The organism is Ralstonia sp. 1B3 (assembly GCF_036631435.1).
The window spans coordinates 1-21,788 of record NZ_JAPNUG010000028.1 but is presented as its reverse complement, the minus strand read 5'-3'; the positions used below and the strand labels follow the sequence as shown (position 1 = coordinate 21,788).

The 21,788-nt window shown below is 65.6% G+C and carries 16 protein-coding genes and 3 pseudogenes; 15 read left to right on the top strand and 4 right to left on the bottom strand.

Going from position 1 to position 21,788, the window contains the following annotated elements:
- Positions 1-32 precede the first annotated feature (32 nt).
- Positions 33-1,742, top strand: a complete 1,710-nt coding sequence (locus tag OWR21_RS08285; RefSeq protein WP_027680297.1) for a long-chain fatty acid--CoA ligase — start codon at positions 33-35, stop codon at positions 1,740-1,742.
- 55 nt (positions 1,743-1,797) lie between these two features.
- On the opposite strand, the gene trhA is transcribed toward OWR21_RS08285, so the two are convergent.
- On the bottom strand, positions 1,798-2,346 hold the full coding sequence (gene trhA, locus OWR21_RS08280) for a PAQR family membrane homeostasis protein TrhA (protein WP_332394981.1): 549 nt from the start codon (positions 2,344-2,346) through the stop codon (positions 1,798-1,800).
- A gap of 108 nt (positions 2,347-2,454) precedes the next feature.
- Here trhA and arfB point away from each other — a divergent pair, with 108 nt between their 5' ends.
- Positions 2,455-2,889, top strand: coding sequence for an alternative ribosome rescue aminoacyl-tRNA hydrolase ArfB (arfB, locus tag OWR21_RS08275; RefSeq protein ID WP_332394999.1), 435 nt, complete (start codon positions 2,455-2,457; stop codon positions 2,887-2,889).
- Positions 2,890-2,910: 21 nt separating this feature from the next.
- Here the strand turns inward: arfB and OWR21_RS08270 are convergent, their stop codons facing one another.
- The 3 genes from OWR21_RS08270 to OWR21_RS08260 form a co-directional block, all read right to left on the bottom strand.
- The gene (locus tag OWR21_RS08270) at positions 2,911-4,227 is read right to left on the bottom strand and encodes an MFS transporter (RefSeq protein WP_316872637.1); all 1,317 of its coding nucleotides are present in this window, start codon (positions 4,225-4,227) and stop codon (positions 2,911-2,913) included.
- Between the two features lie 87 nt (positions 4,228-4,314).
- Positions 4,315-5,334, bottom strand: a complete 1,020-nt coding sequence (locus tag OWR21_RS08265) for a Bug family tripartite tricarboxylate transporter substrate binding protein (RefSeq protein ID WP_428984300.1) — start codon at positions 5,332-5,334, stop codon at positions 4,315-4,317.
- A gap of 127 nt (positions 5,335-5,461) precedes the next feature.
- On the bottom strand, positions 5,462-6,640 hold the full coding sequence (locus OWR21_RS08260) for a porin (protein ID WP_027680302.1): 1,179 nt from the start codon (positions 6,638-6,640) through the stop codon (positions 5,462-5,464).
- Positions 6,641-7,020: 380 nt separating this feature from the next.
- Between OWR21_RS08260 and coq7 the strand changes: the two genes are divergently transcribed.
- The 13 genes and pseudogenes from coq7 to OWR21_RS08195 all read left to right on the top strand — a co-directional run.
- A complete protein-coding gene (gene coq7, locus OWR21_RS08255) occupies positions 7,021-7,671 on the top strand; it encodes a 2-polyprenyl-3-methyl-6-methoxy-1,4-benzoquinone monooxygenase (RefSeq protein WP_332394980.1) in 651 nt (216 codons plus the stop codon).
- A gap of 382 nt (positions 7,672-8,053) precedes the next feature.
- A pseudogene (mraZ, locus tag OWR21_RS08250) lies at positions 8,054-8,492 on the top strand (division/cell wall cluster transcriptional repressor MraZ).
- A pseudogene (rsmH, locus tag OWR21_RS08245) lies at positions 8,489-9,447 on the top strand (16S rRNA (cytosine(1402)-N(4))-methyltransferase RsmH). Before mraZ ends, rsmH begins: the two co-directional pseudogenes overlap by 4 nt.
- 28 nt (positions 9,448-9,475) lie before the next feature.
- Complete coding sequence (gene ftsL, locus OWR21_RS08240; RefSeq protein WP_147213817.1) at positions 9,476-9,820, top strand: cell division protein FtsL; 345 nt, start codon at positions 9,476-9,478, stop codon at positions 9,818-9,820.
- Positions 9,817-11,604 (top strand): peptidoglycan D,D-transpeptidase FtsI family protein, encoded by a 1,788-nt coding sequence (locus OWR21_RS08235; RefSeq protein WP_147213816.1) that lies wholly within the window; start codon positions 9,817-9,819, stop codon positions 11,602-11,604. Before ftsL ends, OWR21_RS08235 begins: the two co-directional genes overlap by 4 nt.
- On the top strand, positions 11,601-13,145 hold the full coding sequence (locus OWR21_RS08230; protein ID WP_332394979.1) for a UDP-N-acetylmuramoyl-L-alanyl-D-glutamate--2,6-diaminopimelate ligase: 1,545 nt from the start codon (positions 11,601-11,603) through the stop codon (positions 13,143-13,145). The genes OWR21_RS08235 and OWR21_RS08230 overlap by 4 nt, the downstream gene beginning before the upstream one ends.
- Positions 13,142-14,578: a UDP-N-acetylmuramoyl-tripeptide--D-alanyl-D-alanine ligase gene (locus OWR21_RS08225; protein WP_332394978.1), complete on the top strand. Its 1,437-nt coding sequence runs from the start codon at positions 13,142-13,144 to the stop codon at positions 14,576-14,578. The genes OWR21_RS08230 and OWR21_RS08225 overlap by 4 nt, the downstream gene beginning before the upstream one ends.
- A gap of 15 nt (positions 14,579-14,593) precedes the next feature.
- Positions 14,594-15,763, top strand: a complete 1,170-nt coding sequence (mraY, locus tag OWR21_RS08220; protein WP_332394977.1) for a phospho-N-acetylmuramoyl-pentapeptide-transferase — start codon at positions 14,594-14,596, stop codon at positions 15,761-15,763.
- Between the two features lie 149 nt (positions 15,764-15,912).
- A pseudogene (gene murD / locus OWR21_RS08215) lies at positions 15,913-17,410 on the top strand (UDP-N-acetylmuramoyl-L-alanine--D-glutamate ligase).
- Complete coding sequence (ftsW, locus tag OWR21_RS08210) at positions 17,407-18,648, top strand: putative lipid II flippase FtsW (RefSeq protein WP_316872655.1); 1,242 nt, start codon at positions 17,407-17,409, stop codon at positions 18,646-18,648. Before murD ends, ftsW begins: the two are co-directional and overlap by 4 nt.
- Entirely contained in the window at positions 18,645-19,760 is a 1,116-nt protein-coding gene (gene murG / locus OWR21_RS08205) for an undecaprenyldiphospho-muramoylpentapeptide beta-N-acetylglucosaminyltransferase (protein WP_332394976.1), read from the top strand. The genes ftsW and murG overlap by 4 nt, the downstream gene beginning before the upstream one ends.
- The gene (gene murC, locus OWR21_RS08200; protein ID WP_332394975.1) at positions 19,757-21,208 is read left to right on the top strand and encodes a UDP-N-acetylmuramate--L-alanine ligase; all 1,452 of its coding nucleotides are present in this window, start codon (positions 19,757-19,759) and stop codon (positions 21,206-21,208) included. Before murG ends, murC begins: the two co-directional genes overlap by 4 nt.
- A partial coding sequence (locus OWR21_RS08195) for a D-alanine--D-alanine ligase (RefSeq protein ID WP_332394974.1) occupies positions 21,205-21,788 on the top strand: 584 nt, incomplete at its 3' end. The genes murC and OWR21_RS08195, both read left to right, overlap by 4 nt.

Here is a 21,788-nt window from a genome sequence, read left to right as displayed (position 1 = left end):
AAAAAAATCGACAATCGCCAGGAGACACGCCCATGGATAAGCCGTGGCTGAAGCAGTATCCCGCCGGGGTACCGGCCGAGATCGATGCGTCGCAGTATCGATCGCTGGCCCATCTGCTTGAGGATTCTTTCCAGAAGAACCGCAACCGCCGTGCATTTGAATGCATGGGCAAGGTGCTGACCTACGGCGAGCTGGATACGCTCTCGCGCCAACTGGCGGCGTGGCTGCAATCGCGCGGTCTGGCGCCCGGCGCCCGCGTCGCGTTGATGATGCCGAACGTGCTGCAGTACCCCGTGGCGTTGGCCGCCGTGCTGCGTGCCGGCTATGTGGTCGTCAACGTCAACCCGCTTTACACCCCGCGCGAGCTGGAGCACCAGCTCAAGGACAGCGGTGCCGAAGCCATCATCATCCTGGAGAACTTCGCGACGACGCTGCAGCAGGTGCTGCCGAATACGCCGGTCAAGCACATCGTGGTGGCCAGCATGGGCGATATGCTCGGCGGCCTCAAGGGCATGCTGGTCAATTTCGTGGTGCGCAGCGTCAAGAAGATGGTGCCGGCGTGGGAACTGCCCAACTGCATCCGCTTCAACACCGCGCTGGAAGAGGGCGCCAAGCAGACGCTCAAGCCGACTTCCGTCGGCCCCGACGACGTGGCCTTCCTGCAATACACGGGCGGCACGACCGGCGTGTCGAAGGGTGCGACGCTGCTGCATCGGAACATCGTTGCCAACGTGCTGCAATCGGAAGCCTGGATGAACCCTGCGCTCACCAAGCCCGGTCGCGATGGCCGCATGCTGGCCGCCGACGAAGAGATCGTCACCATCACCGCGCTGCCGCTGTATCACATCTTCGCGCTGACGGTGTGCTGCCTGCTGTCGATGCGCAAGGGCGGGCTGGCCGTGCTGATCCCGAATCCGCGTGACATCCCGGGCTTCATCAAGGTGCTCAAGCAGTACCGCTTCCACATGTTCCCGGCCGTGAACACGCTGTACAACGCGCTGCTGAACCATCCTGAATTCAAGGATGTCGACTGCTCGAACCTGCGCGTGGCCAACGGTGGCGGCATGGCGGTGCAGGAAGCCGTGGCCAAGAAGTGGCTCGAGGTGACGGGGTGCCCGATCATCGAAGGCTATGGTCTGTCGGAAACCTCGCCGTCGGCCATCTGCAACCCGACGGATACCGACAAGTTTTCGGGCACCGTGGGTTTGCCGATTCCTGGCACGGAAATCGCCATTCGCGACGACGAAGGCCGCGACCTACCGATCGGCCAGGCGGGCGAAATCTGCATCCGCGGCCCGCAGGTCATGGCGGGTTACTGGAAGCGCCCCGACGAGACCGCCAAGGTCATGTATGCCGACGGTTTCTTCAAGACGGGCGACGTGGGCGTGATGGACGAGCGTGGCTACACCAAGATCGTCGATCGCAAGAAGGACATGATCCTGGTGTCGGGCTTCAACGTGTATCCGAACGAGATCGAAGGCGTGGTGGCGATGTGCCCGGGCGTGCTGGAAGTGGCCGCCGTGGGCGTGCCCGACGTGCATTCGGGCGAGGTGGTGAAGCTGTTCGTGGTGCGTCGCGATCCGTCGCTGACCGAACAGAAGCTGCAGGAATTCTGCAAGGACCAGCTCACCGGTTACAAACGCCCGAAGTTCATCGAGTTCCGCAACGAGCTGCCGAAGACCAACGTCGGCAAGATCTTGCGCCGCGAACTGCGGGACGAGGCGATGAAGAAGCGAGCCTGAGTCTGCGTAGTTGCAATAAAAAAGCCGCGAGGAATCGCGGCTTTTTTCATGGCGGTCAGCCGACGTACAGCAGGATGCTGACGAACTGGCACGCGCTGCCCGCCAGCACGAACAAATGCCAGATGCCGTGGAAGTGCCGCACCTTCTCGTCAAAGAGGAAGAAGCCGATGCCGGCCGTGTAAAGCGCACCTCCGGCCACCAGCCACCACAGGCCCGGCGCAGGCAGGGCGGCCGCCAGCGGCCCCATGGCGATCAGCACCAGCCAGCCCATCACCACGTAGATCAGCAGCGAGAACAAGCGTGCGGCGGCCGATCCAGAGTTCCTGCGCAATGCCGATGGCCGCCAGCGCCCAGTTGATGCCGAACAGCGCCCAGCCCCAGGGCCGCGCAACGTAACGAGCGCAAAAGGGGTATAGCTACCGGCGATCAACAGATAGATGGCGCAATAGTCGAGGCGCTGGAAGATGCTTTTGGCCGGCCCGCGCACGCTGTGATACAGCGTGGAGATGGTGTAGAGCAGGACGAGCGTCGTGCCGTAGACGACGGAACTGATGACCTTCCACGCGTCGTGGTGCAGGGCGGACGACGTTACCAGAACGGCCATGCCAGCGGCGGCAAGGATGGCCCCGGCCAGGTGGCTGAAGCCGTTGAAACGTTCTCCCCGATACATACGCTGATCTCCAGAAAAACGGGTTCTCCCTACAATGCCCCAATGCCTGGCACCGATCTCAAAATCACCCCCCAATTGTCTATTCCGGAGTCCGAACTGGTCGAGCGCTTTGTGCGCGCAAGCGGGGCGGGTGGGCAAAACATCAACAAGGTATCGACGGCGGTGGAGTTGCGCTTTGACATCGCCCAATCGCCGTCGTTGCCGGAGGCATTGCGGGCTCGCCTGTTGGGAAAGCGCGACCGCCGCTTGGCCGATCAGGGCGTGATTGTGATTGATGCACAACGGTTTCGCACGCAGGACCGCAACCGCCAGGATGCGCGTGAACGTCTGATCGCGTTCATCGCGACGGGGCTTTCGGTGCCGAAGTCGCGGATCGCCACCAAGCCCACGCGCGCTTCCAAGACGCGCCGTCTGGAAGGCAAGCGCGCGCGTGGCGACGTCAAGCGTGGTCGCTCGGGCCGCCACTCGTGGGATTAAGCGCGTCGCTATGCGCGGTCCTTACATCAGCCGGGTATCACGCGTTTCGCGCATGCACAGCACGCCGATCAGGCTGACCACCGCGGCTGCCGACACATACATGCCGACCCAGCTCAGGCCGCCTTGCTCAGCCAGCTTCTGCGCGATGTACGGCGCAATCGACGCGCCCAGAATACCGCCCAGGTTGTACGACACGCCGGCGCCCGTGTAGCGCACGTTGGTCGGGAACAGCTCTGGCAGCAGCGCGCCCATCGGTGCGAAGGTCACGCCCATCAGGAACAGCTCGATGATGAGGAACAGCGCCACCAGCGGCGTCTGCCCACTCCCCAGCAGCGGCGCCATCGTGAAGCCCGACAAAATGGCTGCGACGATGCCGACGATCAGCACCGGCTTGCGGCCAAAGCGATCCGACGCCCACGCTGACAGCGGCGTCGCCAGCCCCATGAACACCACGGCCAGGCACAGCAGCCCCAGGAAGCTCGGGCGCGAGAAGTGCAGCGTACCCACGCCGTACGACAGCGAAAACACCGTCGAGATATAGAACAGCGTGTAGCAGACGACCATGGCGAGCGCGCCCAGGAGCGTCGGCCACCAGTGGCGCGCCAGCAGTTCGGCGACGGGCACCTTCACGCGTTCGTGCCGATCGATGGCCGCCTGGAAGGCTGGCGTCTCGGCGATCTTCAATCGCACATACAGGCCCAGCGCTACGAGCACTGCGCTCACCAGGAAAGGCACGCGCCAGCCCCAGCTGCGGAACTGCTCGTCCGATAGCGCGATCGCCAGGCCAAAGAACAGCCCGTTCGATGCCAGGAAGCCCACCGACGGTCCCAACTGCGGAAACATGCCAAACCAGCCGCGCTTGCCCGCTGGCGCGTTCTCGGTCGCCAGCAGCGCTGCGCCGCCCCATTCGCCGCCCAACCCGATGCCCTGGCCGAAACGCAGGATGCACAGCAGGATCGGTGCGAGCGTGCCGATGCTGTCGTAGCCCGGCACCAGCCCGATCAGCGTGGTCGAAATGCCCATCACCAGCAACGATGCCACCAGCGTCGATTTGCGCCCGATGCGATCGCCAAAGTGGCCGAACAGGAACGAGCCGATCGGCCGCGCGATAAACGCGATACCGAACGTGACGAATGCCGACAGCGCCTGCGCCGTGGCAGACCCGTGCGGAAAGAATACGGGTCCGATCACCAGCGCCGCGGCGGTCGCATAGACATAGAAATCGTAGAACTCGATGGCCGTGCCGATGAAGCTCGCAAAGACGATGCGCGAGCGGCTCGCGTCGGTGGCCGCGTCCGAGGCGGACGACGCCAGGGTCGGGGAAGTCGAAGAGGACATGCAGGTCTCCCGGGGACGTTGCGTTGTTGTCGTTATGAAGGCCGCCCATTGTGCGCGCGGCGTGCGGCGTGCTCAATGGCTGCGCGGTCAATCCACCTTTGCGCCCGAGGCCTTCACGACCGCGGCCCACTTCGCCGTCTCGGCGCGGATGTGCGCGGCGAACTGCTCGGGCGTGTCGCCCACGGGCTCGGCGCCTTGCGCTTCGAGCTTCTCCTTGACGGCGGGGCTTGCCAGCGATTTCGCCACCGTCTGCTGGATGCGCGACACGATGGCCGGCGGCGTGCCGGCTGGCGCCAGCAGCCCGAACCACGAGCTCGCCTCGTATTGAGGCAGGCCGGCGGCTTGCGCGACGGTTGGCACACCGGGCAGCGCCGGCGAGGGTTTGGCGCTCGTGACGGCCAGCGCCTTCAGCTTGCCGCCCTTGATCTGCGGCATGGCCGAGGGCAGGTTGTCGAACATCAGGTCCATCGTGCCGCCGATCAGATCGGTCAGCGCTGGACCGCTGCCCTTGTAAGGCACGTGGACCATGCTCGTGCCCGTCTGCGTCTTGAACAGCTCGCCGGCCAGATGGATCGACGTGCCGTTACCCGACGACGCCATGTTCAGCTTGCCCGGATTGGCCTTCGCGTAGTCGATGAGGTCCTTCACCGAGTTGATCTTGTTCTTCTGCGCAAAGGCCGGGTTGACCACGAGCACGTTCGGCACGGAGGCCACCAGCGTGATCGGCGCAAAGTCCTTGATCGGATCGAAACCCAGTCGCACGCCGTTCTGCGAGTACAGGGTCTGGTTGATGGCGTGCGTGCCGACCGTGCCCATCAGCAGCGTGTAGCCGTCGGGCGCGGCCTTGGCCACGAGCGTCGAGCCGATGTTGCCGCCCGCACCAGGCCGGTTGTCGACGATGACGTTCCAGCCGGCGCCGCGCGTGAGCTCGGCGGCGACGGCGCGCGCCAGGATGTCGGTCGTGCCGCCCGGCGTGAACGGCACGACGATGGTGATCGGCTTGGCTGGATACGGCGGGGTTTGCGCCGCCGCAGGCAACGCGATGACGCCGGCAGCAGCGCCGGCAAGGGCTGCGCGCAGCAAGGTGCGGCGCAGCGTGCAAGGCACGGTCATGTCTCCTCCGATGATGTTTTTGGGTCGGCACAGCATAGCGCGCAGCCATGCAAAAAGGCACCCGAAGGTGCCTTCCTGCGCCCGCCAAGGAGAGGGGCGGCGGGCAAAAACAATGCGTGCGTCAGAACTTGTGGCGCACGCCGATCGCCACACCGACCTGGTTATCCGAGTTCGGCGTGATGAAGTACGTCTGCGATGCAGCCGGCAGGTAGCCCACCGACGTCTGCGCGCCCGTTGCCGGGTTCGTCACATAGCCGATCGAATCCCAGTTCAGCGACGCATTGCGCGCATACGCGGCGCTCAGGTACACGTCGGTGCGCTTGGAGAAGTTGTAGTCGGCGATGAACTGCCACTGCTGCGGGTTACGCGGGTTGACCGTGGCGCCGCCGATGGTCGCTTCCTTGATGTTGTCGTAGTAGTACGCCAGCGTCAGGCCCAGGGCCGGCGTCACCTGGTAGTTCACGCCCGCCCAGTAATAGTCGTCGCGGTGCGGCAGCAGCGCCAGCGTGGCGCCAGACGAAGCCGTGTCGGTCTTGCCGTAGCGATAGCCGCCCATGACCTTGACCGGGCCCACCGTGTAGCTCGCGGCAATGGCGGCGCGCTTGTCCTTGGCGTACTCGTTGCCGGGGCCGCCCAGGGCTTCGGCTGCCGTCAGGACCTTCACTTCGTCATAGGCGATACCCAGGCCGAACGGGCCGCCAAAGTAGTTTGCGCCCACGCCGTACGCCGAGTTGGCGGTCTGGCTGCCGGCGCGCTCGCCGAACGACCAGTGGCCTTCCACGGTCAGCGGGCCGAATGCGCCGGTGTACTTGATGACGTTGTCTTCGCGGAAGTTCGGGCCGAGCTGGCCCACCACCGGCTCATACTGCGTGGCGTAACCGGTCGGCGAGAAGTTCGCCATCATGTCGAAGATCGTGGTGTATTGCCGGCCCAGCGTGATCTTGCCCCAGTTGCCCTGCAAGCCGACAAACGCCTGGCGGCCGAACAGGCGTCCGCCCTGCTGCAGCGTGCCGGTGTCCATGCCGTAGCCCGACTCCAGCACGAACAGGCCCTTGAGACCGCCGCCGATGTCTTCAACGCCGCGCAAGCCCCAGCGATTGGAAGACAGGCCGCCGGCCTGCATCGCCAGGCGCGAACCGCTGCTGCCCGGGATGACCACCCCCGCAGCCGTTACGGCTTGCGCGTGGTTGACGTACTCAACGTTGGCGTCGACCACGCCATACAGCGTCACACTCGACTGAGCCTGCGCAACACCCGCAAACGTGCCCAGCACTGCCAATGCCAGCAGCGATTTCTTCATCGGTCGGTCTCCAGATCTTTATTTATTGAATTCAGCGGCAGGCAGACCCTCCGTTCTTGTCTTCCCGCCCCATGACTTTCAAACGAAGTCGCTGACTAATGTAGCAACGCGGTACTGGGCCCGGTCGAAATTTGCGAACGAATGTTCGTAAACGCCCGTTTGCTGTCTGATCCCGGCAACAGGCTGTTTCCGAATTTGAAATAGATTGGCGATGGGCGGCGTTGATTCGTTGCGGTTTTAGATGCGATCCGCGCGCCAACAGGGTTATCCCGTACAGTAGTGTTTGGTCAGCGACGTCCTGATCGGACGCAAGGTCCCGCCCGATGCCGGCCTTACAATGACGATCGCGCCGCACGCCATTGCCGGCGGTGCCCGTACATATGCTCGACCGCTTCATCCCTGAATTCGACCGCGCCTTGCGCGCTGTGGCAGGCGTCACCCGCGCCAGCCGACCGAACCCTGCCGATGCCGTTATCGCGTCCACCTCCCCGGACAGGACCGAGAACGCCACCAAACTTTCCGAGGCCGAGCGCCGCCATGCCGCCGGCCTGATGCGCGTGAACCATGTCGGCGAGGTCTGCGCCCAGGCCCTGTACCAGGGGCAAGCGCTGTTCGCCCGGGATCCCGCCATCCGAGCCCAGCTCGACGAAGCGGCACGCGAAGAAGAGGATCACCTCGCCTGGTGCGCGCAACGCCTGCAGGAATTGAATGACCGCCCGAGCCTGCTGAATCCGCTGTGGTATGCCGGCGCTTTCGCCATCGGCGCGGTCGCCGGACGCCTCGGAGACAAGATCAGCCTCGGCTTCGTCGCAGAGACCGAGCGCCAGGTCGAACACCACCTCGACGGCCATCTCGACACATTGCCCGACCAGGACACCCGCTCGCGCGCCATCGTCGCCCAGATGCGCGACGACGAAATCCGCCACGGCGACAACGCGCGCCAAGCTGGCGGCATTGATCTTCCCGCGCCCATCCGCCAAGCGATGCGCGTCGCGTCGCGCATCATGACGACCGCCGCCTACCGCATCTGAAGCGCGTGTCGCGGGTCGACAGCCCGACGACACGGCGTTCGCTCCTCCATTCGCCCGAGCTTTACTGTCGGTGCTCCGCGCCCTCCCTCTGGCGGGTCGTCGCTCGCCGTTCTCTCACGTGGTTTCTGCATAAACCACGCTATCTCCTTCATTTGATTGGGAAAAGTGGCTGAGCACCTCCGGGTAGGTGCGCTAAGTCATTGTTCTGATTGCAAATTTTCCGTCTCGCAAGCCTGCGCAAGCCTTGACCGCCCAAAGTCGTTCCTCTAAAGTGGGAAACAGTGTCAGAAAGTGTAGTTTTGTGGTTTAAAGCGGCCGTTTGCGGACCAGTTGACGGCAAGGTGAGTGGCGATCGGGTCGCCACACGGAGAGAGAAACCAACGTGTTCCAGGGTGCGTCGGCGCTGACGCTGGATGCCAAGGGCGGATGTCCATTCCGTCGCGGCACCGCGAAGCGCTCCAGCTGCAGGCCGAGGGCCGGGTGACTGTGACCAAGCACCCGGACGGTTGCCTCATGCTGTTTCCGCGCCCGGAGTGGGAACGCTTCCGCGAGCGCATCGCCGCGCTGCCGATGGAGGCCCACTGGTGGAAACGGATCTTCCTGGGCAGCGCCGCCGATGTCGAACTCGATACCGCCGGCCGCGTCCTCATCACCCCGGAACTGCGCACGGCCGCCTCCTTGAACGTGACGTGATGCTGCTTGGCATGGGCAGCCACTTCGAAGTCTGGGACGCCGCCACGTACACCGCGAAGGAGCAGGCCGCCATGGCGCAAGGCATGCCCGACGCCCTCAAGAATTTCTCCTTTGATGACGCGCGATGACAACCCAAGCCAGTACGGGACTGCGCCATCAGACGGTGCTCTTAGACGAAGCGGTCGACGCGCTCATCTGGCGCGACGACGGCATCTATATCGATGGAACCTTCGGGAGGGGCGGGCACAGCCGGCGCATCCTAGAACGGCTGGGGCCCGGCGGCAGACTTGTCGCCTTCGACAAGGACCCAGCAGCAATCACCGAAGCGGGCACCGTAGAGGATGCCCGCTTCGCTATTGAGCATGACAGCTTCGCGCAGATGGCCCAGTGCCTGGACGCGCGCGGCGTGGAGCGGGTGGCCGGCGTGCTGCTCGATCTCGGCATCAGCTCGCCGCAGATCGACGAAGGCGCACGTGGCTTCTCGTTCCGGATGGATGGCCCGCTCGACATGCGGATGGACACCACGCGCGGCATCACCGCAGCCCAATGGCTGGCCGAGACTGATGAGCGCGACATTGCGAGGGTGATACGGGACTATGGGGAAGAACGGTTTGCTGTACAGATTGCAAAGGCGATTGTTGCTCGCCGGGGCCAATCCGGGGATCGAGGTCCTCTCGATCGCACATCCGAGCTTGCCGCGCTCGTGGCGCAAGCCGTCAAAACACGCGAGAAGGGTCAAGACCCTGCGACCCGCACCTTTCAAGCTTTACGGATTCACGTCAATCAAGAGCTTGCGGACCTCGAAACCGGTCTGAAGGCCGCCTTTGAACGCTTGGAACAGGGGGACGTCTCGTCGTGATCAGCTTCCATTCGCTGGAAGACCGCATCGTCAAGCGCTTCATGCAGGCCCTGGCGCGCCCGGAGCAATCCGCCGCGCCGGAACTGCGTCGGGCGCCGCTGCGTGCGCATGAGCTGCCGGCGCCGCAGTTGCGCCTGCTCGGCCGCGTGAAGCCGTCGGAGGCCGAGGTGTCGGCCAATCCGCGTGCGCGTTCGGCCATCATGCGCGTGGCCGAGCGTTGCTGACAGCTGCTGATTCGCGGAGACCCACGCCATGAACCGCCTGAACATGTTCCTGCTGACCGCGCTGGTGCTGTGTGCGCTGTCGCTGGTCAACGCACAGCATCAGGCGCGGCAACTGTTTGTCGCGCTGGATCGTGCGCAGGCGGAAGAGAAGCAACTGAACACCGACTGGTCGCGTCTGCAATATGAGCAGAGCGCGCTGGGCAAGAGCGCTCGCATTGCCGATATCGCGAGCAGGCAATTGAAGATGTCGCCCGCGCAGGCGGGCCGCACGCAGTATCTGCAGGGGTTTGCCGATTTGCCGGCCGCTGGGACGTCCTCGATGGCGTCCTCGGTGGCGGGCAGCGCGCCCACGGCTTCCGGAGTCCAGCCATGAGCGGCGCACGCAAATCCAACGGCACCACGGCACGCGCGCGCCTGGGCCAGTTTTCCGCCAGCCCCGTTTTGGGCTTGCGCCTGCCGATGTGGCGCTCGAAGCTGGTCGTCTTCCTGATGTTCGCGGCGTTCCTGGCGCTGATCGGCCGCGCGCTGTGGATTCAAGGTCCTGGCAATCGCTTCTATGAAGCCGAGGGCAAGAAGCGCTTCCAGCGCACGCTGGAGCTGCCGGCCACGCGCGGCAAGATTCTCGATCGCAATGGTCTGGTGCTGGCCACCAGCCTGCCGGTGAAGGCCATCTGGGCCGTGCCCGAAGACGTGCCCAACAACGTGCCCGGCGAAGACATGAAGAAGCTCGCCAAGCTCCTCGGCATGAATAACAAGGAGCTGTCGGGCAAGCTGGGCGAAGACAAGGGCTTCGTCTACCTCAAGCGCCAGGTGCTGCCCGAGGTGGCCGATCAGATCGCCGCGCTGAAGATCGAAGGTATCTATCAGACGCGTGAATACAAGCGCTTCTATCCGGAAGGCGAGGCGATGGCGCACATCGTCGGCTTCACCAACGTCGAGGACAAGGGCCAGGAAGGCATGGAGCTGGCGCGCGAGTCCGACCTCGCCGGTGCCGCCGGCCAGCGCCAGGTGATCAAGGATCGACTGGGCCGCGTGGTGGAAGACGTGGGCGTGCTCAAGGCCCCGCGGGATGGGCATGACCAGACCCTGTCGATCGACGCCAAGATCCAGTACCTGACCTTCAACGAGCTGAAGGCCGCGATCGAGCGTACCCACGCCAAGGCTGCCAGCGCGATCGTGCTGGATGCTCAGACCGGCGAGGTGCTGGCACTCGCCAACTACCCGACCTACAACCCGAACGACCGCACGCGCCTGTCGGGCGAACAGCTGCGCAACCGCGTGCTGACCGACACCTTCGAGCCCGGCTCGATGATGAAGCCGATCACCATCAGCCTGGCACTGCAGCTCAAGCGCGTGACGCCCAACACGCTGGTGCAGACCAACGGCAAGTACAGCTTTGAAGGCGCGACCATTTCCGACACCGGCAACTACGGCACGCTGACGGTCGCGCAGGTCATCCAGCATTCGAGCAACATCGGCACGACGAAGATCGCGATGATGCTCAAGCCGCAGGAAATGTGGGACATGTTCACGAGCGTGGGCCTGGGGCAGGCGCCGAAGATCGGCTTCCCGGGCGCGGTGGCGGGGCGGCTGCGCCCGGCAAACAAATGGCGCCGCATCGAGCAGGCGACCATGTCGTACGGCTACGGCCTGTCGGTGTCGCTGTTCCAGATTGCTCATGCGTACACCATCTTCGCGCACGATGGCGAGCTGATCCCGATCACCATGTACCGCACCGATGGGCAGCCGCCGCAGGGCGAACGTGTGATTTCGCCGGAGGTGGCGCGCCAGGTTCGCCAGATGCTGGAGACGGTGACGGCGCCGGGCGGCACCGCTCCGCAAGCCCAGGTGATGGGCTATCGCGTCGGCGGCAAGACCGGTACGGCCTGGAAGCACACCGGACGCGGCTATGACCGCTCGAAGTATCGCGCCTCCTTCATTGGCCTGGCGCCGATGTCGAACCCGCGGATCATCGTGGCGGTGAGCGTGGACGAGCCCACGGTGGGCAACCGCTACGGCGGTGGCGCGGCCGGCCCGGTGTTCTCGCAGATCGTCGGTGGCACCCTGCGCGCACTCAATGTGCCGCCGGATTCGCCGGTGCGCCAGCTCGTGATGACGCCGGACGTGCCGGAAGAGCCGGTGGGAGGCCTGCAATGACAGCCAAGCCCACCTCCGACCGTCCGACGATCGCCGCTCGTCTTGCGCCGGTTGTCGATTGGCTGCGCGCCCAGGCGCCGGCTGGTGCCGACCTCACCAGCGATACGCGCAAGCTCAAGACCGGCGATGTGTTCGTCGCGTACGTGCTCGGCAATGTGCGCCAACGTGGCGATGGCCGTCCGCATATTCCGCAGGCCATCGAGGCTGGCGCTTCCGCCGTGCTGGCCGAAGCCCACGGTTACGCGATGCCCGCCGATGCGCCCGTGCGCATCCTGCCGGTGGATGGCTTGGCCGAATTGGCCGGGCCGCTGGCCGCGCAGTGGTACGGCGTGCCGGGCCCCGAGGCGCTGCGCGTCATTGGCGTGACGGGCACCAACGGCAAGACTTCGTGTTCGCAATGGATTGCGCAGGCGCTGACCAAACACGGCGAGCGTTGCGCAGTGGTGGGTACGCTCGGCACGGGGTTTGTCGATGCGCTGGCCGCGACCGGCTTCACCACGCCGGACGCCATCCAGCTCCAGCGCAGCCTCGCCGATCTGCATCGCGCGGGCGCCCGCGCCATCGCCATGGAAGTGTCCTCGCATGGCCTGGAGCAAGGTCGCGTGGATGGCACCTGCTTCGACATCGCAGTGTTCACCAACCTGACGCAGGATCACCTCGACTACCACGGCACGATGGCCGAGTACGAACTGGCCAAGGCGCGCCTGTTCAGCTGGCTCGGCCTGCGCGCGGCGGTCATCAACCGTGACGATGCGGCCGGTGTGCGCCTGCTGCAGAACGCCCGCGCCGAAGTCGAAACCATCGAATACGGCATCGACGGCGAAGCCGCTGCGCAGCACGGCGCCACGCAATGGCTGCGCGCCAGCAACGTGCGTGCGCATCGCACCGGCACGTCGTTCGACGTGGATGGCAGCTTTGGCCACGCAACCGTGCATGCCCCCACCGTCGGCCTGTTCAACGTATCGAATCTGTTGGGTGTGCTGGGCGCACTGCTTGCGGCTGGCGTGCCGTGGCAGGACGCCATCGCGCGCTTGGAAAAGCTGCAGCCCGTGAGCGGCCGCATGGAGCGTTTCGGCGGTGAAGACGGCCCCCTCGTGGTGGTCGACTACGCCCATACGCCCGACGCGCTGGAGCAGACGCTGCGCGCGCTTGCGCCGATTACCGAAGCGCGGGGCGGCAAGCTCTGGGCCGTGTTCGGCTGCGGTGGCGACCGCGACCCCGGCAAGCGTCCGCAGATGGGCGCCATCGCCGAGCGCCTGGCGCCGCACGTGGTGCTGACCTCCGACAACCCGCGCAGCGAAGATCCGCAGCACATCCTCGACGAGATCGCCGACGGCATGGACAACCCGCGCGCCGCCACCCAGATCGAAGACCGCGCGGCCGCCATCCTGCACGCCGTGCGCCACGCCGATGCGCATGACGTGATCGTCGTGGCCGGCAAGGGACATGAATCGACCCAGGAGATTGCCGGTCGCAAGCGGCCGTTCTCCGATCAGGAACATGTGCGTCTGGCGCTCGCCGCCCGCGGGGTGAATGCATGAGCGCCGCGACCGTCATGATGCATGCCACCGACGCCGCTGCCTGGATGGCCGGTGCCTATCTTGCCGGCCCCGACGCAGCGATCCTGCGCGTGACGACCGACAGCCGCGCCGTGCAACCCGGCGATCTGTTCGTCGCGCTGATCGGCGAGCGTTTCGATGCGCACGACTTCCTGCCCGAAGTGGTGGCGCGTGGCGCTGCTGCCGTGCTGGTGTCGCGCGCACCGGCCGCCACGCTCGATGTCACCAACGTCGCCGTGCTGACCGTCGCCGATACGCGCATCGGGCTCGGCCAGCTTGCCGCCGGCTGGCGCCGCCAGTTCCCGATTCCCGTCGTTGCCGTGACGGGCAGCAACGGCAAGACCACGGTCAAGGAGATGATCTCCGCGATCTTCGCGCAGGCCGTTGGTGAAGACGCCCGCCTGGCGACTGCCGGCAATTTCAACAACGACATCGGCCTGCCGCTCACGCTGTTCCGACTGAACGCGCAACACAAGCTGGCCGTGCTCGAACTTGGCATGAACCATCCGGGCGAGACGGCCGTATTGGCTGCCATTGCCCAGCCGACCGTCGCGATGATCAACAACGCCCAGCGCGAGCACCAGGAATTCATGGTCAGCGTGGAAGCGGTGGCTGAAGAACACGCCGCTGTGCTGGCCGCGTTGCCGGCCGATGGCGTAGCGGTGTATCCGCGCGATGCGGCCAACGGTGGCGAATACGCGCCGGTGTGGCAAGCCGCGGCGGGTTCGCGCCGCGTGCTCGACTTCGGTATCGATGCCGGGGCTGTGACGGGCACGGTGTTGGACTCCGTCGCCGGGCAACGCATCGATGTGCAGGCGCCGGGCCAGCGCTTCGTCATCACCTTGCCGCTGCTCGGCTTGCACAACGCGCGCAATGCGCTGGCCGCCACGGCATGCGCGCTGGCGGCCGGTGTAGCTCCCGAGGTCATTGCACAAGCGCTCGGCAACTTCGCGCCGGTCAAGGGGCGGTTGCAGCGCAAGCAGGGCACGCACGGCGGCCTTGTCATCGACGACACGTACAACGCGAACCCCGATTCGATGCGCGCGGCGATCGACGCGCTCGTCACGCCGCCCGCGCCGCGCTGCCTGGTGCTGGGCGACATGGGTGAAGTGGGCTCGCAGGGCCCGGCATTCCACGAAGAGATCGGCGCGTATGCGCGCGCGCACGGCATCGACGCGGTGCTCGCAACCGGCGAGCTTGCGCGTCACACAGTCGATGCATTCGGCGCGGGCGCGCAGCATTTTGCGTCGGCGGAAGACTTGATCGAACACGGCCTGGCCGCCATTGCGCCAGGCGCGACGGTATTGGTGAAGGGCTCGCGCTTCATGCGGATGGAACGCATTGTGGAAGCGCTGGTCTTGAAAGACCCGGTCGCGGATTTGCCGACCGGTTCCAACACACAACAGCAGCATTAAGGGAAGCAAGAACCCATGTTATTGGCATTGGCGCAATGGTTGCAGAACGACTACGGCTTCCTGCGCGTCTTCAACTATCTGACGTTCCGCGCCGTGATGGCATCGCTCACGGCGCTGGTGATCGGCCTCGGGTTCGGGCCATGGGTGATCCGTCGCCTGACGGAACTGAAAGTCGGCCAGGCCGTGCGCAGCTACGGTCCGCAGACGCACCTGGTCAAGGCCGGCACGCCCACCATGGGCGGCGTGCTGGTGCTCATCGGCATTGCCGTGTCGACGCTGCTGTGGGCCGATTGGGGCAACCGCTTCATCTGGATCGTGCTGCTGGTCACGCTGGGCTACGGCACGGTTGGCTGGGTCGATGACTACCGCAAGGTCGTGCACCGTGATCCGAAGGGCATGTCTTCGCGTGAGAAGTTCTTCTGGCAGACCGTGATCGGCCTGTTCGCGGCGGCGTATCTGGCGTTTTCGGTGTCCGAGACGAGCAACATGCGCGTGCTCGAGCTGTTCATGGAGTGGGTGCGCAGCGGCCTGTCATTGAACCTGCCGGCCAAGTCGCACCTGATCGTGCCGTTCTTCAAAGAGATCAGCTATCCGCTCGGCGTGTTCGGTTTCATCATCCTGACGTACCTCGTGATCGTCGGCTCCAGCAACGCGGTGAACTTGACCGACGGCCTCGATGGCCTCGTCATCATGCCGGTCGTGCTGGTGGGTAGCGCGCTGGGCGTGTTCGCCTACGTGATGGGCAGTGCTGTCTATAGCAAATACCTGCTGTTCCCGCACATTCCGGGCGCGGGCGAGTTGTTGATCTTCTGCTCGGCGATGGCAGGTGCAGGGCTGGCCTTCCTGTGGTTCAACGCGCATCCGGCACAGGTGTTCATGGGTGACGTGGGCGCGCTGGCGCTGGGCGGGGCGCTGGGCACCATCGCCGTGATCGTGCGTCAGGAAATCGTGCTCTTCATCATGGGCGGCATCTTTGTCGCCGAGACCGTCTCCGTAATGCTGCAGGTGACGTGGTTCAAGTTCACCAAGAAGCGTTATGGCGAGGGCAGGCGCCTGTTCCGCATGGCGCCGCTGCATCACCATTTCGAGCTGTCCGGCTGGAAGGAAACGCAAGTGGTCGTGCGCTTCTGGGTCATCACCATGATGCTGGTGCTGATCGGCCTGTCGACCCTGAAGCTGCGGTGAGCACGGACATGACCGACATGACCGACGCCCCCATCACTCCGGACGACGACATGGCCGCCACCCAGCCGGATGCCGCCGTGGACGCCGTTGTCGCGACGCTCGATTCCTCCGAGCCGATGCCCGCCGCTGAAACCGCACAAGAGCCGCGCATGTTCGGCCAGTTCGACGTGCCGGTGGTGTTGGTGCTCGGCCTCGGGGAATCCGGCCTCGCCATGGCGCGCTGGTGCGCACGTCATGGCGCCCGCGTGCGCGTGGCCGACACGCGCGAGGCACCGGCCAACCTGCCGGCGCTGCGTGCGCATGTGCCGGACGCCGAATTCGTGAGCGGCCCGTTCGCCGTGTCGCTGCTGGACGGTGTGACGTTGGTGGCGATCAGCCCGGGCCTGTCACCGCTCGATGCCAACGTCGCTGCGCTGCTGAGCGCCGCCAATGCGAACAGCGTGCCGGTGTGGGGCGAAATCGAATTGTTTGCCCGCGCGTTGGCGGGTCTCAAGGCCGCGCAAGGCTACGCGCCGCGCGTGCTGGCCATCACCGGGACGAACGGCAAGACGACCACCACGGCGCTCGCGGGCGCCTTGGTCGAGCGCGCCGGCAAGACCGTCGGCGTGGCGGGCAACATCAGCCCGTCGGCGCTGGACAAGCTGAGCGAATGCGTTGATGCAGGGACGCTGCCTGACGTGGGTGCTGGAGCTTTCCAGCTTCCAGCTCGAAACCACGCATACGCTGGACGCCGACGCGGCCACCGTCCTGAACATCACGCAGGATCACCTTGACTGGCACGGCACGATGGACGCCTATGCCGCAGCCAAGGGCCGCATCTTCGGTGCCAACACCGTGCGCGTGCTGAACCGTCAAGACGCCGGCGTGATGGCATTCGCCAGCAAGAACGGCGGCGATATCACCTTCGGCATCGACGAGCCCGGCACGCCCGATGCGCTCGGCCTGCTGCGCGATGGCGGCATGCCGTGGATCGTCCTGGCCGAAGCCGACGAGGAAGATCTGCCCAAGCCCACGCGCCGCAAGAAGGGCGACAACGCGCCCGCCGCGCCGGTGCCGGTCCGCCTCAAGCGCCTGATGCCCGCCGATGCGTTGCGCATCCGCGGCTTGCACAACGCCACCAATGCGATGGCCGCGCTGGCGCTGTGCCGCGCGATTGGCCTGCCCGTGAGCGCGCTGCTGCACGGCCTGCGCGACTACGCCGGCGAGCCGCACCGCGTCGAACTGATCGCCGCGTTTGACGACATCGAATTCTTCGACGACAGCAAGGGCACCAACGTCGGCGCGACGGTGGCTGCGCTGTCGGGCCTGTCCAAGCACGTCGTGCTGATCGCGGGTGGCGATGGCAAAGGCCAGGACTTCTCGCCGCTGGCCGAGCCGGTCGCGCAGTACGCGCGCGCCGTGATCCTTATCGGCCGCGATGCGCCGCTGATTCGCGAGGCGCTGGCCAATACCGGTGTCGAGCTGGTCGACGCCCCGACGATGGAAGCCGCCGTGCAGGAAGCCGCCGCACACGCGCAACCGGGCGACGCCGTGCTGTTGTCGCCGGCGTGTGCAAGCTTCGACATGTTCCGGAATTACGAACACCGCGCCCAGGTGTTTCACGAGGCCGTGGCAGCGCTGGCGGCAGACCGAGGAGTCCTCCTATGAGCGACACCCAGATCAAGCGCAGCGGCTTCATCGGCGCGACCATCGGTAATGCGTGGGGTGGCCTGCGCGACGCCGTTTCAGGCGTCAAGCCCACGCGCTCCAAGATGATGGAGTACGACCAGCCGCTGATGTGGGTGGCGATCGTGCTGCTGGGCCTCGGGTTGGTGATGGTGTATTCGGCGTCGATCGCGTTGCCGGATTCGCCCAAGTACGCCAACTACAGCAACGGGCATTTCCTAATCCGGCACATCTTCTCGCTGGTAATCGGCCTGATCGGTGCGATCGTCGCCTTCCAGATTCCGGTCAAGTTCTGGGACAAATACGCACCGAAGCTTTTCATCATCGCGCTGGTCATGCTGGTGATCGTGCTCGTGCCGCACGTGGGCAAGGGCGTGAACGGCGCACGGCGCTGGCTGCCGCTGGGCGTCATGAACTTCCAGCCGTCCGAACTGATGAAGCTGGCCGTGGTCCTGTACGCCGCCAACTACACCGTGCGCAAGCAGGACTGGATGCAAAGCGTGCGCAAGGGCTTCCTGCCGATGGGCGTGGCCGTGGCGTTTGTCGGTTCGCTCCTGCTGTTGGAGCCCGACATGGGCGCGTTCCTGGTCATTGCGGCCGTGGCCATGGGCATCCTGTTCCTGGGCGGCGTGAACGGCAAGCTGTTCGGCGGTCTCGTGCTGACCGCGGTTTCCACCTTCTCGCTGCTGATCGTGGCGTCGCCGTGGCGGCGAGAGCGGATCTTCGCGTACCTGAACCCGTGGCAAGAGGAATACGCACAGGGCAAGGCGTACCAGCTCACGCACTCGCTCATCGCCTTCGGCCGCGGCGAATGGACTGGCGTCGGCCTGGGCGGCAGCATCGAGAAGCTGCACTACCTGCCTGAAGCGCATACCGACTTCATCCTCGCCGTGATCGGTGAGGAACTGGGCTTTGTCGGCGTGCTGATCGTGATCCTGCTGTTCTACTGGATGGTGCGTCGCGCCTTCGAGATCGGCCGCACTGCGCTGCAGCTCGACCGCACGTTCGCCGGCCTGGTTGCCAAGGGGCTGGGGATCTGGATCGGCTGGCAGGCCTTCATCAACATGGGTGTGAACCTCGGCCTGCTGCCGACCAAGGGTCTGACGCTGCCGATGGTCAGCTACGGGGGCTCCGGCATCCTGATGAACTGTGTGGCGCTCGCGCTTTTGCTGCGTATCGACTACGAAAACCGCGTGCTGATGCGTGGAGGCAAGGTATGACGGCAGGCATGTCGGCCGGTCTGGCGCCCCGCACGCTCCTCGTCATGGCCGGCGGTACGGGCGGTCACATCTTCCCTGCGCTGTCGGTGGCCAAGCTGTTGGCCGCGCGTGGCTGGAAGGTGGTGTGGCTCGGCAATGCAAACGGCATGGAAGGCCAGCTCGTCCCCAAGCACGGTTTTCCGCTGGAGTCGGTGCAGTTCGGTGGTTTGCGCGGCAAGGGCCTCGTCACCAAGTTTCTGCTGCCGCTCAATCTGCTGCGCGCCTTCTGGCAGAGCCTTGGCGTGGTGCGCCGCGTGCGTCCCAACGTGGTGCTGGGCATGGGCGGCTATATCACGTTCCCGGGCGGCATGATGAGCGTGCTGCTGGGTCGTCCACTGGTGCTGCACGAACAGAATTCCATTGCAGGTCTGGCCAACCGCGTGCTCGCGCGCGTGGCTGATCGTGTGCTTTGCGCGTTTCCGAATGCGCTGCCCGGCGCCGAGTGGGTCGGCAATCCGATCCGCGCCGATCTGGCCAACCTGGCTTCGCCGCGGGCGCGCTACGCCGAGCGAACCGGCCCGCTGCGCGTGCTGGTCGTCGGCGGCAGCCTCGGCGCGGCGGCGCTCAACGACGTGGTGCCCAAGGCGCTGGCGTTGCTGCCGGCCGATACGCGCCCGATCGTCATCCATCAGGCGGGCGCCAAGCAGATCGACACGCTGCGCGCCAACTATGCCGCCGCCGGCATCGACGATGCCCACGCGCAGCCCGTGCCCTTCATCGACGACATGGCGGCTGCGTATGCACACGCCGATCTCGTGATCTGCCGCGCGGGCGCCATGACCGTTTCAGAAGTGGCCGCGGCGGGTGTCGCGGCGCTGTTCGTGCCGTTCCCGCACGCCGTGGACGATCACCAGACCACCAACGCGCGCTTCCTCTCCGAACGCGGTGCAGCGCTGTTGGTGCCACAGCAGGAGCTGGGCCCGGCATCGCTGGCAGATACACTCGCGTCCCTGACGCGTGCGCAATTGGCCGATATGGCGGCTAAAGCACGTGAGCAGGCACGGCCCGAAGCGGCCGAGCGTGTCGCCGACGTGTGTAGCGGTGGCACGGGCATAGGGAACGAATCGATATGAAGCACATCGTCAAGAATATCCATTTTGTAGGCATCGGCGGCGCGGGCATGAGCGGCATCGCCGAGGTGCTGCTGAATCTGGGCTACCGCGTGACGGGCTCGGATCTGGGCAGCAGCGCGACCACGCAGCGTCTGGCAACGCTGGGCGCGACGATCATGCAGGGCCACGCGCCGGAACATGTGATCGGCGCCAATGCCGTGGTGGTCTCCACCGCCGTGCGCGGTGACAACCCGGAAGTGCTGGCCGCGCGCGCCAAGCGCATTCCCATCGTGCCGCGTGCGGTGATGCTGGCTGAGCTGATGCGCCTGAAGCAGGGCATCGCTATCGCGGGCACGCACGGCAAGACGACCACCACCAGCCTCGTCGCGTCCGTGCTGGCCGAAGGCGGGCTGGACCCGACGTTCGTCATCGGCGGCCGTCTCAACTCTGCGGGCGCGAACGCGCGCCTCGGCACGGGCGACTTCATCGTCGCCGAGGCTGACGAATCCGACGCGTCGTTCCTCAACCTGTTCCCCGTGATCGAAGTCATCACCAATATCGACGCCGATCACATGGACACCTACGGGCACGACTTCGCGCGCCTGAAGCAGGCGTTCATCGAGTTCACGCAGCGTCTGCCGTTCTACGGCATTGCCGTGCTGTGCGTGGATGATCCCAACGTCCGAGAAATCCTGCCGTTCGTCTCCAAGCCCGTCGTGCGCTACGGTTTTGCCGAAGACGCGCAGGTGCGTGCCGTCAATGCGCGTGCCGTCGATGGCCGCATGGAATTCACCGTGATCCGCCAGCTCAACGGCCATGCCGAGCCGCCGCTGTCGATCACGCTCAACCTGCCGGGCCTGCACAACGTGCAGAACGCGCTGGCCGCCATCGCCATCGCCACCGAACTGGAAGTGCCTGACGAGGCGATCGTCAAGGCGCTGGCCGAGTTCAACGGCGTGGGCCGCCGTTTCCAGCGCTACGGTGAAGTGCCGACCGCTGACGGCAAGGGCCAGTTCACGCTCATCGACGACTACGGCCACCACCCCGTCGAGATGGCCGCCACGCTGGCCGCCGCGCGCGGTGCGTTCCCCGGTCGCCGCCTCGTGCTGTCGTTCCAGCCGCACCGCTTCACGCGCACGCGCGATTGTTTTGAAGATTTCATCAAGGTGCTTGGCACTGTCGATGCGCTGCTGCTGGCCGAGGTCTACGCCGCCGGCGAGCCGCCCATCGTCGCCGCCGACGGCCGCTCGCTGACGCGTGCGCTGCGCGTGGCCAACAAGATCGAGCCGGTATTCGTGGAACAGATTGAAGACATGCCGCAAGCGATTCTGGATGCAGCGCAGGACGGCGACGTGGTCATCACCATGGGCGCAGGGTCGATCGGGCAGGTGCCCGGTCAAGTGGTTGCGTTGCAGGCGCAGGCGCGCACCGCCAACGTCGTGGATCTGAACGGAGGCGCCGCAGCATGACGACCGGTCCGTTTGTTCCACATCCGACGATTGATCCGAAGTCCCTCGGCAAGGTGGGCGTGCTCATGGGCGGTCGTTCCGCCGAGCGCGAAATCTCGCTGATGTCCGGCAACGGCGTGCTGGCTGCGCTGCGCGCGCGCGGCGTCGATGCACATCCGTTCGACCCGGGCCTGCAGGCCGTGGCCGACTTGGCCAAGCAAGGATTCGACCGCGTGGTGATCTCGCTGCACGGCCGCTTTGGCGAAGACGGCACGGTCCAAGGCCTGCTCGAGCAATTCGGTATTCCGTACACGGGCAGCGGCGTACTCGCGTCTGCGCTGGCGATGGACAAGGAGGCCACCAAGCGCCAATGGCAGACGCACGGCCTGCCGACGCCCGATTTCGTGATGTTGCACGCCGGCGCCGACTGGCAAGCCGTGGCCGATCGCCTTGGCCTGCCGCTGATCGTCAAGCCGGCGCGCGAAGGTTCGTCGATCGGGCTGACGAAGGTCACGAGCGTCGCCGAGCTGCCCACCGCCTACGAAAAGGCCGCGCGCCTGGACCGCGATGTGATGGCCGAGCAGTTCATCGAAGGCGACGA

What these genes read in the sequence shown, in the direction of transcription:
- OWR21_RS08285 (WP_027680297.1), top strand. Translation starts at nt 33, where the DNA reads ATGGATAAGCCGTGGCTGAAGCAGTATCCCGCCGGGGTACCGGCCGAG.
- trhA (WP_332394981.1), bottom strand. Translation starts at nt 2,346, where the DNA reads ATGGCCGTTCTGGTAACGTCGTCCGCCCTGCACCACGACGCGTGGAAG.
- arfB (WP_332394999.1), top strand. Translation starts at nt 2,455, where the DNA reads ATGCCTGGCACCGATCTCAAAATCACCCCCCAATTGTCTATTCCGGAG.
- OWR21_RS08270 (WP_316872637.1), bottom strand. Translation starts at nt 4,227, where the DNA reads ATGTCCTCTTCGACTTCCCCGACCCTGGCGTCGTCCGCCTCGGACGCG.
- OWR21_RS08260 (WP_027680302.1), bottom strand. Translation starts at nt 6,640, where the DNA reads ATGAAGAAATCGCTGCTGGCATTGGCAGTGCTGGGCACGTTTGCGGGT.
- coq7 (WP_332394980.1), top strand. Translation starts at nt 7,021, where the DNA reads ATGCTCGACCGCTTCATCCCTGAATTCGACCGCGCCTTGCGCGCTGTG.
- ftsL (WP_147213817.1), top strand. Translation starts at nt 9,476, where the DNA reads ATGAACCGCCTGAACATGTTCCTGCTGACCGCGCTGGTGCTGTGTGCG.
- OWR21_RS08235 (WP_147213816.1), top strand. Translation starts at nt 9,817, where the DNA reads ATGAGCGGCGCACGCAAATCCAACGGCACCACGGCACGCGCGCGCCTG.
- OWR21_RS08230 (WP_332394979.1), top strand. Translation starts at nt 11,601, where the DNA reads ATGACAGCCAAGCCCACCTCCGACCGTCCGACGATCGCCGCTCGTCTT.
- OWR21_RS08225 (WP_332394978.1), top strand. Translation starts at nt 13,142, where the DNA reads ATGAGCGCCGCGACCGTCATGATGCATGCCACCGACGCCGCTGCCTGG.
- mraY (WP_332394977.1), top strand. Translation starts at nt 14,594, where the DNA reads ATGTTATTGGCATTGGCGCAATGGTTGCAGAACGACTACGGCTTCCTG.
- ftsW (WP_316872655.1), top strand. Translation starts at nt 17,407, where the DNA reads ATGAGCGACACCCAGATCAAGCGCAGCGGCTTCATCGGCGCGACCATC.
- murG (WP_332394976.1), top strand. Translation starts at nt 18,645, where the DNA reads ATGACGGCAGGCATGTCGGCCGGTCTGGCGCCCCGCACGCTCCTCGTC.
- murC (WP_332394975.1), top strand. Translation starts at nt 19,757, where the DNA reads ATGAAGCACATCGTCAAGAATATCCATTTTGTAGGCATCGGCGGCGCG.